The organism is Rhizobacter sp. SG703 (genome assembly GCF_012275445.1).
Classification (GTDB): domain Bacteria; phylum Pseudomonadota; class Gammaproteobacteria; order Burkholderiales; family Burkholderiaceae_C; genus Rhizobacter.
Map to the genome: position 1 here is coordinate 162,253 of NZ_JAAZQK010000008.1, position 13,262 is coordinate 175,514.

At 70.8% G+C, this 13,262-nt stretch carries 13 protein-coding genes; 12 read left to right on the forward strand and 1 reads right to left on the reverse strand.

Annotated elements, in window-relative coordinates; all coding sequences use genetic code 11:
- The first annotated feature begins 38 nt into the window (after positions 1–38).
- The 5 genes from FHT26_RS18410 to FHT26_RS18430 all read left to right on the forward strand — a co-directional run bounded on the left by FHT26_RS18410 (position 39) and on the right by FHT26_RS18430 (position 5,965).
- A complete protein-coding gene (locus FHT26_RS18410) occupies positions 39–1,754 on the forward strand; it encodes a long-chain fatty acid--CoA ligase (RefSeq protein ID WP_168561566.1) in 1,716 nt (571 codons plus the stop codon).
- A complete protein-coding gene (locus tag FHT26_RS18415) occupies positions 1,751–2,737 on the forward strand; it encodes a tripartite tricarboxylate transporter substrate binding protein (protein WP_168561567.1) in 987 nt (328 codons plus the stop codon). Before FHT26_RS18410 ends, FHT26_RS18415 begins: the two co-directional genes overlap by 4 nt.
- A gap of 2 nt (positions 2,738–2,739) precedes the next feature.
- Positions 2,740–3,678 (forward strand): 2-hydroxyacid dehydrogenase, encoded by a 939-nt coding sequence (locus FHT26_RS18420; protein ID WP_246867982.1) that lies wholly within the window; start codon positions 2,740–2,742, stop codon positions 3,676–3,678.
- Between the two features lie 28 nt (positions 3,679–3,706).
- Entirely contained in the window at positions 3,707–5,221 is a 1,515-nt protein-coding gene (locus tag FHT26_RS18425; RefSeq protein WP_168561568.1) for a class I adenylate-forming enzyme family protein, read from the forward strand.
- Positions 5,222–5,413: 192 nt separating this feature from the next.
- Entirely contained in the window at positions 5,414–5,965 is a 552-nt protein-coding gene (locus FHT26_RS18430) for a porin family protein (protein ID WP_168561569.1), read from the forward strand.
- 42 nt (positions 5,966–6,007) lie between these two features.
- Here the strand turns inward: FHT26_RS18430 and FHT26_RS18435 are convergent, their stop codons facing one another.
- Complete coding sequence (locus tag FHT26_RS18435; RefSeq protein ID WP_168561570.1) at positions 6,008–6,358, reverse strand: hypothetical protein; 351 nt, start codon at positions 6,356–6,358, stop codon at positions 6,008–6,010.
- A gap of 224 nt (positions 6,359–6,582) precedes the next feature.
- Between FHT26_RS18435 and FHT26_RS18440 the strand changes: the two genes are divergently transcribed.
- The 7 genes from FHT26_RS18440 (at position 6,583) to FHT26_RS18470 (ending at position 13,169) form a co-directional block, all read left to right on the forward strand.
- Positions 6,583–8,109 carry a DUF4331 domain-containing protein gene (locus FHT26_RS18440; protein ID WP_168561571.1) on the forward strand — a complete coding sequence of 509 codons (1,527 nt, stop codon included), beginning with the start codon at positions 6,583–6,585 and terminating at the stop codon, positions 8,107–8,109.
- A gap of 10 nt (positions 8,110–8,119) precedes the next feature.
- Entirely contained in the window at positions 8,120–8,383 is a 264-nt protein-coding gene (locus FHT26_RS18445; protein ID WP_168561572.1) for a hypothetical protein, read from the forward strand.
- 154 nt (positions 8,384–8,537) lie between these two features.
- Positions 8,538–9,737, forward strand: coding sequence for a hypothetical protein (locus FHT26_RS18450; protein WP_168561573.1), 1,200 nt, complete (start codon positions 8,538–8,540; stop codon positions 9,735–9,737).
- Positions 9,734–10,909: a HupE/UreJ family protein gene (locus FHT26_RS18455; protein ID WP_168561574.1), complete on the forward strand. Its 1,176-nt coding sequence runs from the start codon at positions 9,734–9,736 to the stop codon at positions 10,907–10,909. The genes FHT26_RS18450 and FHT26_RS18455 overlap by 4 nt, the downstream gene beginning before the upstream one ends.
- Before the next feature lie 77 nt (positions 10,910–10,986).
- Entirely contained in the window at positions 10,987–11,808 is an 822-nt protein-coding gene (locus tag FHT26_RS18460; protein WP_168561575.1) for a transporter, read from the forward strand.
- A gap of 173 nt (positions 11,809–11,981) precedes the next feature.
- Positions 11,982–12,242 carry a response regulator gene (locus FHT26_RS18465; RefSeq protein ID WP_168561576.1) on the forward strand — a complete coding sequence of 87 codons (261 nt, stop codon included), beginning with the start codon at positions 11,982–11,984 and terminating at the stop codon, positions 12,240–12,242.
- A gap of 87 nt (positions 12,243–12,329) precedes the next feature.
- Positions 12,330–13,169 carry a hypothetical protein gene (locus tag FHT26_RS18470; protein WP_168561577.1) on the forward strand — a complete coding sequence of 280 codons (840 nt, stop codon included), beginning with the start codon at positions 12,330–12,332 and terminating at the stop codon, positions 13,167–13,169.
- Positions 13,170–13,262 lie beyond the last annotated feature (93 nt).

Genomic DNA, 13,262 nt, shown 5'->3' on the forward strand with positions numbered 1-13,262 from the left:
TTTACAAGCCCCGGCCGCGCTCCTAGCATCGCTGTCCCATGCCGCACGCCCACCTTGCCCACTGGCCCCCCGGCCTGCCGCACCACCTGACGCTGCCGCAGACCAACGTCTTCGACAACCTGCAGGTCTCGGCGCGGCGCTACCCGGACAAGGCGGCGGTCATCTTCTACGACAGCGTGATGACCTATGCGCAGCTGCTTGCCGGCAGCGAGCGCCTCGCCGGCTGGCTGCAGCAGGCGGCCGGCGTGCAGGCCGGCGACCGCGTGCTGCTCTACCTGCAGAACAGCCCGCAGTGGGCGATGGCGTTCTACGGCATCCTGCGTGCCAACGCGGTGGTGGTGCCGGTCAACCCGATGAACCGCAGCGAGGAGCTGCGCCACTACGTGCGCGACAGCGGCGCCCGCGTCGCGATCGTGCCGCAGGACCTGCTGCCGCAGATGCAGCCCCTGCTGGACGACGTGGACGAGGTCGGCGACGCGGGGCTGCGGCACCTGCTCGTCGTCACCTATGCCGATGCGCTGACCACGCCCACCGACCTGCCGGTGCCCGGGGCCGTCTCGGCCGCGCCGCTTGCGCTGCACGGCCCGGGCCTCACCGCGTGGCGCGATGCCGTCGCGCCGTCGCACGACCTGCGCCCGGGCCCGCTGACCGCCGGCCCGCAGGACCTGTGCGTGATGCCCTACACCTCCGGCACCACCGGCCAGCCGAAGGGCTGCATGCACACCCACCGCAGCGTGATGAGCACGCTGGTCGGCGGCGTGCAGTGGTTCGGCCGCACGCAGGACGCGGTCTACCTGTCGGTGCTGCCGTTCTTCCACGTCACCGGCATGGCCGGCAGCCTGAACGGCCCGCTGTTCCTCGGCGCGACGATGGTGGTGCTGGCGCGCTGGGACCGCGACGCCGCCGCGCGGTGCATCCAGCGCCACCGCGTCACGGTGCTGCAGGCGATCTCGACGATGGTCGTCGACTTCCTGTCGAACCCGCGCATCGCCGACTTCGACCTGTCCAGCCTGCAGGGCATCCGCGGCGGCGGCGCGGCGATGCCGGCCGCGGTGGCCGCGCGGCTGCGCGAGCTGACCGGGCTCGACTACGTCGAGGGCTACGGCATGACCGAGGCGATGGCCGCGACCCACATCAACCCGCCGCACCGGCCGAAGCCGCAGTGCCTGGGCATCCCGGTGTTCGACGTCGACGCGCGGGTGGTCGATCCCGCGACGCTCGCCGAACTGCCGGCCGGCGAGACCGGCGAGGTGGTGGTGCACGGCCCGCAGGTGATGCGGGGCTACTGGAACGACGAGGCCGCGACCCGCGCCGCCTTCGTCGAGATCGACGGCCGCGCCTTCCTGCGCACCGGCGACCTGGCGCAGGTCGATGCCGACGGCTACTTCTTCATGGTCGACCGGCTGAAGCGGATGATCAACGCGTCCGGCTTCAAGGTCTGGCCGGCCGAGGTCGAATCGCTGATGTACCGCCACCCGGGCGTGCTCGAGGCCTGCGTGATCGCCGCGCACGACGAGCGCCGCGGCGAGACGGTGAAGGCGCTGGTCGTGCGGCGCGCCGGCCATGAGGCGTTGACCGCGCAGGCGCTGATCGCCTGGAGCCACGAGCACATGGCTGCGTACAAGAGCCCGCGCATCGTCGAGTTCGTCGACGCGCTGCCGAAGTCCGGCAGCGGCAAGGTGATGTGGCGCGAGCTGCAGGAGCGCGAACTCGCCGCGGCCTCATCAACGACACCCCGAGGAGACACCCGATGACCCACCTTCCCCTGCTGCGCCGGCGTTCGCTGATCGTCGCCGCCGGCGGCGCGGCCCTCGCGGCACCGCTGCGCGTGCTGCGTGCCGAAAGCTTCCCGAGCAAGCCCATCACGCTGATCGTGCCGTGGCCGGCCGGCGGCTCCACCGACCGCCACCTGCGCACGCTGGCCGACATCGCCGGCAAGCTGCTGGGCCAGAACATCATCGTGCAGAACCAGCCCGGCGCCGGCGGCACGCTCGGGCCGGGGATGATGGCCGGCACCGCCCGGCCCGACGGCTACACCATCGCGCAGTACCCGATGGGCATGCTGCGGCTGCCGCACATGCAGAAGGTGGCCTGGCACCCGATCAACGACTTCACCTTCATCATGGGCGTCTCGGGCTACACCTTCGGCTTCACGGTGCGGGCCGATTCGCGGTTCAAGACCTTCAACGACTACATCGAGGCGGCGCGCCGCGAGCCCGGCAAGGTCGACTACGGCTCGACCGGCATCGGCACCTCGCCGCACCTGCTGATGGAAGAGCTGGCCGACAACGCGAAGGTCACGCTGAACCACGTTCCGTTCAAGGGCAATGCCGACCTGCAGCAGGCGCTGCTCGGCGGACACGTGATGGCGCAGAGCGACGCGACCGGCTGGGACAAGTTCGTCGACAACGGCCAGATGCGGCTGCTGGTGACCTTCGGCGACAAGCGCACGAAGCGCTGGCCGAACGTGCCGACCGCGAAGGACCTGGGCTACGGCGTGGTGTCCAGCTCGCCGTACGGGCTGGTCGGCCCGAAGGGCATGGACCCGGCGGTCGTGAAGACGCTGCACGATGCATTCAGGAAGGCGATGGACGACCCGCGGCACATCGAGCTGCTGGACCAGCTGAACCAGGAGGCCTGGTACCGCAGCGGTGACGACTACGCGAAGTGGGCGCGCGAGACCTTCGTGAAGGACAAGGCGCTGATCGAGCGCCTCGGCCTCGCGGCGAAAGCCTAGGCATGGCGACTGGGATGGGCGTGCTCGCGCTGCTGTCGCCGCTGCCGGTGGCGCCGTATGCCGACGCGCTGCGGCGCGCCGCACCCGGCCTCGACGTGTGGACCCGCGAGGACGACGCGCCGCCGGAGCGCGTCGAAGCGATCCTCGCGTGGCGGCTGCAACCCGGCCAGCTCGCGCGCTACCCGAAGCTGCGGCTGGTGTGCAGCATCGGCGCCGGCGTCGACAAGCTGATGCCGTCCGACCTGCCGGCCTCGGTGCCGCTGACGCGCGTCGTCGACGCGAACCAGGGCTGCGAGATCGCGCAGTACGTGCTGGCCTGCGTGCTGGGTTTCACGCGCGACCTCGGGCGCTATGCGCAGCAGCAGGCGGCGGCGCAGTGGCTGCGGCATCCGGTGCGCGCAGCGGCGCAGTGCCGTGTCGGTATCCTGGGCCTCGGTGCGGTCGGCCAGGCGGTGGCACGGGCCTTCCTGCCGCTCGGCTACCCGGTGGCAGGATGGAATCGGCGCGGCGAGCCGGTGCCGGGCGTCGAGGTGTTCAGCGGCGACGCCGGCCTGGCTGCGTTGCTCGCGCGCAGCGACGTGCTGGTCTGCACGCTGCCGCTGACGCCAGCCACGCGCGGGCTGCTGAACCGGACCAGGTTGTCGCAGTTGCCGCGCGGCGCCTTCGTCGTCAGCGTCGGGCGAGGCGAGCAGGTGGTCGAGGCCGACCTGCATGCGCTGCTCGACGACGGCCAGCTGGCCGGTGCCGCGCTCGATGTGTTCGAACGCGAGCCGCCCGAGGCGTCGAACTGGGTCTGGCATCACCCGAAGGTGATCGCGACGCCGCACATCGCGGCGCAGGCCTCGTTCGACACCGTCGCGGCGCAATGCCTCGACGCGCTGCGCTGCGCGCGCGACGGCTTGCCGCTGCCGCATGCAGTCGATCGCGCGGCGGGTTACTGAGCCCGCCCACACTCACCGACCGCACCCCATGGACGACGACTTCCGCACGCTGGCCTCGCTGATCCGCACCCATGCGCAGGCGCGGCCGCAACAGCCCGCGCTGGTGCAGGGCGATGAGCGGCTGTCGTACGCCGCGCTCGATGCGCTGATGGACCGCATCGCCGCCGCGTTGCAGCGCGACGGCGTGCAGCCGGGCGACACGGTCGCGGTGTGTGCCGGCACGTCGACCCGATATGCCGCGCTGTTCCTCGCCGCGCTGCGGGCCGGCGCGGTCGTCGCGCCGCTCGCGCCGTCGTCCACCGCGGCGAGCCTGGCGGCGATGCTGGCCGATGCGCAGCCGCGCGCGCTGTTCGTCGATGCAGCGGCCGGTGCGCTGATCGCGCCGTCGGACGTGCCGCGCATCGCGCTCGACGACGATGCGGCCTTCGAGCGCTGGCTCGCGCCGGTCGGCAGCTCGTTCGCCGAGCCGCCGCTGCCGCCCGACGCGCCGTTCAACATCATCTATTCGTCCGGCACCACCGGCGTGCCGAAGGGCATCGTGCAGTCGCACGGCATGCGCTGGTCGCATGTGCAGCGCGGCCGGCAGTACGGCTACACGCCGCAAGGCGTCACGCTGCTCGCGACGCCGCTGTACTCGAACACCACGCTGGTGGTGTTCTTCCCGACGCTGGCTTCCGGCGGCTGCGTCGTGCTGATGCCGAAGTTCGATGCGGCCGGCTACCTGGCGCTGGCCGAGCGGCACCGCGCGACGCACACGATGCTGGTGCCGGTGCAGTACCAGCGGCTGATGGCGCTGCCCGGCTTCGAGCGGCACGACCTGCGCGCCTTCGTCCACAAGTTCTGCACCAGCGCGCCGTTCAATGCCGCGCTGAAGGCCGACGTGCTGGCGCGCTGGCCGGGCGGGCTGGTCGAGTTCTACGGCATGACCGAGGGCGGCGGGACCTGCATCCTCGCGGCGCACGAGCATCCGGACAAGCTGCACACGGTGGGCCGGCCGGCCGACGGCCACGACATCCGGCTGATCGACGACGACGGCCGCGAACTGCCGCCCGGCGCCACCGGCGAGGTGGTCGGTCATTCGCCGGGGATGATGCTGGGCTACCACCGGCAGCCGCAGAAGACGCGCGAGGCCGAATGGTTCGATGCCGCGGGCCGGCGCTTCATCCGCACCGGCGATGTCGGGCGCTTCGATGCGGACGGTTTCCTGGTGCTGCTCGACCGCAAGAAAGATCTGGTGATCAGCGGCGGCTTCAACATCTACCCGAGCGACCTGGAGGCGGTGCTGCGCGAGCACCCGGCGGTGGCCGATGCGGCGGTGGTCGGCGTGCCGTCCACCGAATGGGGCGAGACGCCGGTGGCCTTCGTCGTGCTGCGGGCCGATGCCGTTCCCGGCACGGATGCCGAGGGGCTGAGGCAGTGGCTGAACGCGCGCGTCGGCAAGACGCAGCGGCTGGCCGGCGTCACGCTGATCGACGAGTTGCCGCGCAGCGCGATCGGCAAGGTGCTGAAGCGCGAACTGCGCGAGCGCCACGCCGGCCGATGAGGCACTGGCGGCGGCCAAGCACAACGCGCAAGAAGTTTCTTGCAGGCGTGTGAAGGGCCGACGAGCCTCTCGGGTATCAGTCCTGTAACGGCAATGATCCAGGGTTTCTCCTAGCATGCGCCCCGCCGCGGTTTCCACTGCGGCCCGGCAGCAGACGAAGGCCGGTCCTTCCTGCACTACCTAGGAACCCCCATGAAGAAGATCATCCTCAGCGCTTTCATCGCAATCGCCGCCAGCGCCGGCGCGCACGCCGAAGGCATCTACGTCGGCGTGGCCGCCGGCGGTACCAACATCGACCTGGACTGCGAAGGTGCGCCCAGCTGCGACAAGAGCGACACCGGCTTCAAGCTGTTCGGCGGCTACAAGCTGACCGAGAACATCGCCGTCGAGGCGCACTACGCCGACTACGGCAAGGCCAAGCTGAGCGGCGGCGGCGTCTCCGCCGACGTGAAGATGTCGGGCTTCGGCCTGGGCGTCGCGTACCTCGGCGACTTCACGACCGACTGGAACGGCGTGGTCCGTGCCGGCGTTGCACGCAACAAGATCAAGGTCGACGGTTCGGCCCCCGGTTTCACGTCCTCCGACTCGGAGAACAAGACCAAGGCCTACGTCGGCGCCGGCGTCGGCTACAAGCTGACCAAGGAAGTCGCACTGACCGCCGCCATCGACTACACCGAAGGCGAGTTCCAGGGCGACAAGGCCAAGACCACGCTGTACACGATCGGCGTCAACTACAACTTCTGATCGGCTGACACCGCATGGCCGACCCCGCGCAGGCGGGGTCGGCTATTTTTTTGTCCGCTGCGCTTCGCCCCACAGGGCCTGGCACTGTTGTGCCAGCGGACCCGAGGCGGCCGACGCGGGCGCCACCGGCGTCTTCTTCAGGCGCTTCTGCTCGGCGGCATAGGCGCTGCTCTTGCGCAGCGCGGCCAGCTTGCCCAGCATCTTCTGGTCTTCCGGCACGTGGTACAGCCGCAGGTAGGCGACGTCGCGCTGGCCTTTCATCTCCGGGTACATCGCCTCGCAGCGCTGGTAGCTGGCGTCGTAGCGGGCGAGCTTCTTCGCATCGAGCGTCAGCGCCTGGGCGGAGCCGGCGAAGAGCATGAGGACGGCGAGGGCGGGCAGGAGGATGCGCATGGGGTGGGACTGCGAATGCGGAAGCCTGCAAGCATAGGCCACGGGCTGCGCCGGCGCGCATCCAGTTGCAACGGCGGCACGCTACGCCGCTTCCCGCCGATTGGATGCAAGCCCCTGCGGGCGGCAGGTCGACGCGGCATCGCTGCGTCCACCGCCCGCGTCCTGGCGTAACGCAAGGCAGCCGGCACTTCGCCGGCTGCCTTGCCCACACACCAGGAGAAGCCATGACACCCACCCCTCTGCGCGCCGCGCCGCTCGCGCTGGCCGCGACCCTCGCGCTCTGCGCCGCCGCGCACGCCTCCAGCCACCGCGAGGCGCCGTTCATCACCACGCAACCCAAGGTCGACGCCACTGATTTCTACATGTTCCGCAGCTACGAGGCCGACCGCACCGACTACGTGACGCTGATCGCGAACTACCTGCCGCTGCAGGACGCCTACGGCGGACCGAACTACTTCTCGATGGACCCGAATGCGCTGTACGAGATCCACATCGACAACAACGGCGACGCGAAGGAAGACCTGAGCTTCCAGTTCCGCTTCAAGAGCACGCTGAACAACGTGAAGCTGCCGATCGGTGACCAGAACGTCGCGATTCCGCTGATCCAGGCCGGGCCGGTCACCGACCCGCGCTCGGCCTCGCTGAACCTGACCGAGACCTACACCGTCGACGTGGTGCGCGGCGACCGCCGCAGCGGCAAGCGCAGCGCGATCACCAACGCGGCCGGCGGCAGTGCCACCTTCGACAAGCCGGTCGACAACATCGGCGTGAAGACCCTGCCCGACTACGCCGCCTATGCGGGCAAGCACATCTACAGCGTGAACATCCCGGGCTGCGCGATGCCGGGCAAGGTGTTCGCGGGCCAGCGCAAGGATCCGTTCGCGGTCAACCTGGGCACCATCTTCGACCTGGTCAACGCGCCGGTGGGCGTGATCACCGACCCGGCGCTGATCAATGCGGCGCCGAACACCCTCGACGACAAGAACGTCACGACGCTCGCGCTCGAAGTGCACAAGAGCTGCCTGACCGCCGGCACCGACCCGGTGATCGGCGGCTGGACCAGTGCCAGCCTGCGCCAGGTGCGCCTGCTCGACCCGACGCCGAAGGCCGGCCACCAGACCACCGAGAAAGCCGGCGGCGCCTGGACCCAGGTCTCGCGCCTGGGCATGCCGCTGGTCAACGAGGTGGTGATCGGCCTGCCCGACAAGGACCGCTTCAACGGCTCGAAGCCGAAGGACGATGCGCAGTTCGCCGCCTACGTCACGAACCCCACGCTGCCCGCGCTGCTGGAGATCGCGCTGAAGCTGCCCGGCACCGCACCGAAGAACCTGCCGCGCACCGACCTCGTGACGGCCTTCCTGACCGGCATCAAGGGCGTGAACCAGCCGGCGAACGTGACGCCCTCGGAAATGCTGCGGCTGAACACCGCGATCGCACCGGTGGCCTTCGCCGACCAGAACCGGCTCGGCATCGTCGGCAACATCCTCACCGGCGGCACCGACAACGCCGGCTTCCCGAACGGCCGCCGGCCGAAGGACGACGTGGTCGACGTCTCGCTGGTCGCGGTGATGGGCGGGCTGTGCATCGCCAATGGCGACACCGACAAGCTCGGCTTCGGCGCGAGCTGCAAGCCGGCCAACGTGCAGCTGGGGGCCACCTCGCTGAAGCTGCACGACGCGGTCGACCAGGCCGTGCTGCCGCTGCTGCCGGGCTTCCCGTACCTGTCCACGCCCATCGGCGGCACGCATTGAGGAGCGCAGCATGAACAAGCAGCTTCTTCGGGCGTTCGGCCTGGCCTTGGTGGGCGCTGCCCTGGTGACAGGGTGCGGTGGCGGAGGGTCCGGCGACGGTGCGCCGGCCCCGGACGAGACCGCGGTGCCGGCCAGCGCGGCGGCCACGCCGGCGGCCTACACCGCGTACGCCGCGGCGCGGGTGAACGTGGCGTCCGACAGCAGCGAGCCGCTGAGCCTGGACGCCATCGCGAGCGTGCCGACCAGCGAGACCGACGAACCGGCCACGTTGTAGCGGACCCGTCGCCCGGACGTTCACCCGGGCTACATGACAACCCCTCGACCGGTGGGTACACCGGTCGATCCCCCGAGGGGATGCGGGCCGGCTTGGGGCGGCCCGGCGCTCGGCCCGCTTGACGCCAGACATAGAACCTACCGCTGAGGTGACCATGCTTCACTCGATCTTCCGGTGGTGGCCGGTCGCGCTGCTGCATGCCGCGCTGTGCCACGCCGTCCCGTTCACCCCGGCCGGCGAAGACACTGTCGTCGAACGCCTGCCGGCCCGCATCGGCACTGGTGCCGAGCGCCAGCAGCAACGCGCGCTGCGCGAGCAGCTGCGCCAGCACCCGGCCGAACTGCCGCTGGCAACGCGGCTGGCGCGCGATGCGATCGAACGCGCCCGCCGCGACGGCGACCCGCGCGAACTCGGCCAGGCCGAGGCGGCGCTGGCGCCGTGGTGGCGCCAGCCCGCGCCACCGCCGCCGGTGCGCCTGCTGCGCGCGATCGTGCGGCAGAGCCAGCACGACTTCGAGCCGGCGCTGCAAGACCTCGACGCGCTGCTGCAGCCCGGCCCGCAGCCGGTGCCGCTGGCCCTGCAAGCCCAGGCCGAGCTGACGCGGGCCTCGGTGCTGCAGGTGCAAGGCCACTGGCGCGCGGCCGACGCCGGCTGCGAGCGCCTGCTGGGCGCGCACTACGCGGCCCTCGGCAGCGCGGTGCGGCGGCCGGCGCAGGTCTGCCGCGCCGAGTTGATGAGCCTGCAAGGCCAGGCCGCAGCGGCCGCGCAGGCGCTGGCCGTGCTGGCCCGGGAGCCCGGCGCCGATGCCGGCTGGCTGGCGCTCGTGCAGGCCGAACTGGCCGAGCGCCGCGGCGATGCGTCGGCCGAGGCGTTCTACCGGCACGCGGTGGCCGCGTCATCGCCGCCCGACGTCTACACGCTGGCGGCCTGGGCCGACTGGCTGCTGGCGCAGCACCGCGAACGCGATGCGGCGGCCCTGCTGGCCGGCCGCGAGGATGCGGACGCGTTGCTGCTGCGCCTGGCGATCGCGTGGAAGCGCAGCGCCGATCCGCGCGCGCCGCAAGCCATTGCCACGCTGGCCGCGCGCTTCGACGCGGCCCGCCTGCGCGGCGACCGCAGCCACGGGCGCGAGCTGGCGCGCTACCAGCTCGACCTGCTGGGCGACGCGCCGGCCGCGCTGGGGAGCGCGCAGGCGAACTGGGTCGTCCAGAAGGAACCGGCCGATGCGCTGCTGATGGTGCGCGCCGCGCTGGCGGCGAGGCGGCCGCAGGCCGCGCAGCCGGTGTGGCAACTGGTTCGCGACACCGGCTGGCAGGACATGCGGCTGCTGGCGCTGGCCGGGAGTGGCGAATGAACGCGCGCCTGCTGCTGATCGCCTGCCTCGGGCTGCTGCCGCTGGTCGCGCAGGCCCACAAGCCGAGCGATGCCTACGTCCACCTGCAGGTGGACGGCGTCGTCGTCGCGCAGCGCTTCGACATCGCGCTGCGCGACCTGGAGCGCGAGCTCGCACTCGATGCCGACGACGACGGCCAACTCACCTGGCGCGAGGTGCGGACGCGCTGGGCCGACATCGACCGGCTGTCGCTGCAAGGCCTGTCGGTGCAGGCCGATGGCGCATCGTGCGCGCCCGGACCGCTCGGCGCGCAGCAGCTCGACGAGCACAGCGACGGCCGCTATGCGGTGCTGACGCGGCGCTGGACCTGCCCCGCGCCGGTCGGGACCTTGACGCCCGTCTACCGGCTGTTCGCGCAGACCGACCCGACGCACCGCGGCATCGTCCGCGTGCAACAGCCCGGTCGCGACGAGACCGCCGTGCTGGTGCCCGGCGCTGCGCCACGCAGTTTCGGCACCGCTGTCGGGCCAGCGTTCTCCGGCTTCGTCCGCGAGGGCGTGCACCACATCCTGATCGGCAGCGACCACATCCTGTTCCTGCTCGCGCTGCTGCTGCCGGCGGTGCTGGCCTCACCAAGGCTGCGACCGGTGCTGGCCGAGGTGCTGCGCGTCGTCACCGCGTTCACCGTGGCGCACTCGATCACGCTGGCATTGGCCGCGTTCGACCTGGTGAACCCGCCATCGCGCTGGGTCGAATCGATCATCGCGGCCAGCGTCGTGTTCGCGGCGCTGAACAACCTGGTGCCGATGGTGCGCGAGGGCCGCTGGAAACTGACCTTCGCGTTCGGGCTGGTGCATGGCTTCGGGTTCGCCGGCGCGCTGAAGGATGCCGGGCTTGCGCAAGGTGCTCTCGCGCTGCCGCTGCTCGGCTTCAACCTCGGGGTCGAAGCGGGGCAGCTCGCGATCGTCGCCGTGTTCGTCGCAAGCGTCTGGGCGCTGCGCATGACGCGCTTCTACCGGCAGGTGCTGCTGCGCGGCGGCTCGGCGGTGATCGTGGCCGTCGCGGCGCTGTGGCTGGCCGAACGCGCGTTCGACGTCCAGCTGGGGGTCGCGGGTGCCCGGGCAGCGATGGCCCGCGCCGCAGGCGAGGCCGACCGGCATGTCCACCCGGCGGAGCCGCGCAGCGCGCGGTGACGATGGCGTGGCCAGTTCCGCTGCGCGGCGTTGCCGGATAGCATGGGCTGTGCGGGACCCTCTCGCCGGGAGACGAGATGACAGCAGCCCTTCTATCGCCAGTGCGCGCGGCGACCGTCGCCACCGCCGTGCTGGTCGGTGCCCTGGCGGTGCGGCAGGCCCATGCCGCGGACGCGATCACCACCGACCGCCCCGACTTCGTCGAATCCAGCGACGTCGTCGGCCGCGGCCGCGTGCAGATCGAGACCGGTGTCGGCTTCGAGCGCAACGAGGCCGACGGCCTGAAGACCCGCACGCGCAGCACGCCGACGCTGCTGCGGCTGGGGTTTCGCGACGACATGGAATTCCGCATCGAGACCGACGGCCTGCTGCGCACCCGCGTGCAGGACCTGTCGACGGGGGCCGCGCAGACCGAGCGCGGCAGCGCCGACACCTCGATCGGCATCAAGTGGCGCACGCAGGAAGGCGACGACGCTCGCGGCACGCCGGGCATGGCCTGGCTCGCGCACGTCGACCTCGACACCGGCTCCGCCGCGTTCCGCGGCCAGGGCCTGCGGCCGTCGCTGCGCTTCGTCGCCGAATGGGACCTGCCGCACGACCTGTCGATCGGCGTGATGCCGGGCGTTGTCGCCGACAAGGCCGACGACGGCTCGCGCTTCGCCGCCGGGATGTTCGCGGTGACGCTCGGCCAGGGCTGGTCGCCGGCCTGGCACGGCTTCGTCGAGATCGCCGCGCAGCAGCTGGCGAGCCGGGCGCACGGCGGCAACGTCGTCAGCTTCGACTTCGGCGCGACGTACCTGGTGAACGATGCGTTGCAGCTCGACCTCAGCGCGTCGCGCGGGCTGACCCGCGACACGCCCGATTTCCAATGGGGCGTCGGCGTTTCGTTCCGGTTTTGAGGCCGCCCGGACGCTCGAATCGTTGCCGCTCGACGACGACGCGCGCGGCTATTGCGAAGGTGCGCCCGGCATCGAAGACGGCGCCAGGAAGACGCAGGCCGACAGCGAGGCCACCGCGGTGACCGCGTGGCTGGCCCGGCGCACTGAAGTCGTACGGCTGCCAGGTCGTCACGGTGTCGAACGGCGAGCAGGCGCTCGACGCGGTGCAGGCGAAGGCCGCGCTGCAGGACAGCGGCCGCGCGACGGCCTTCGACTTGGTGTCGATGGACTTCCACATGCCGGTGATGGACGGTTGCCAGAGCGCTGGTTGCGCCGCGAGTGGCCTGATCTCCAGCAGCACAAACAGACCTGTGGCGGAACGAGTCCGGCCGGGGCGCCACCAACAGGCTTGCCCTGGCGCATCGACAAAGCTGTTTCTGTCGTCGGCAGGTTGAGGAGTTGTTGTCATGCGTACCGGAGCGCCTACCGGCCTTTCCTCGCCCAGCGCGCCGAGCGTGCCAAGCACCCGTGGGTCCCCGGCCTTGCGACCGGACCTCAAACCACAGCTCGAGAATGCGGCGAAGACCGTTGCCTGGGTGCTGGGTTCGCCCCACGACAACAACGATGCGCCGCAGCCGAGAAAGAACATTGATGGCTGGGTGCAGCATCGCTTGCGGCAGCACTTTCGTCGCATCGAGCGACGGCTCGGCCGCCTCGACGTCGATGCTTGCACCCAGGACCTTCAAGATCTGACCCGGATGCTCGCCGATCGCTTGCGTGCCGATCACCGGCGCCATCGGAGCACCTCACCGGACGCGGTCCGGTTGCTGAAAAAGACATTCGGGTCGGCGATTCGTGGGCTGTGGGCTGCGGCAGAGAACGGCGACCTGCCGCGCTACCGAGAGGCCCTGCAACAGTTCCGTTCGACGGTTTGTGCGCACCGCCTGCACAGGACGGCGCCGGGCCGTGCGAGTTCCACCGATCGGTGTCTCGCCGTCCTGGCACAGCAGATCACCCTGCTCGACAAGGCACACGTCCCGCACAAGAACCGGCGCCGTTCGCTGGCTCGGACGACGGACAAGGCCTCGCTCGCACCATCGCTGCCGGCATTGCCCGATGAGCTGGCGGTGCGTCGACGTGTTGGCGAGCGCGCGATGAAGGCTCGCACTGCGTTGCGTTGGTTGTGCCCTGACCTGCTCAAGTCCGTCGATGCGATGAAGAACTCATGGACCGACGGACAACGGTGCGAGCTTCTTCCGCTGCTGACAAATTGCCGGAAGGCGGCCGACAAAGACGACCACAAGGCGTACCGGAAGGCACTCGAACCACTGTCGGATGCCATCGAAGGGTTCGACTCGACAACAGCCACGCTCAAAGGGTGACCTGAGATCAAAGGTCCGCGCCGGTCCGACCCTGCGTTTGCCAAGCCATCGCGCACGATGGCAGGATGTGCGATCACATCGTCCCTTCGAATG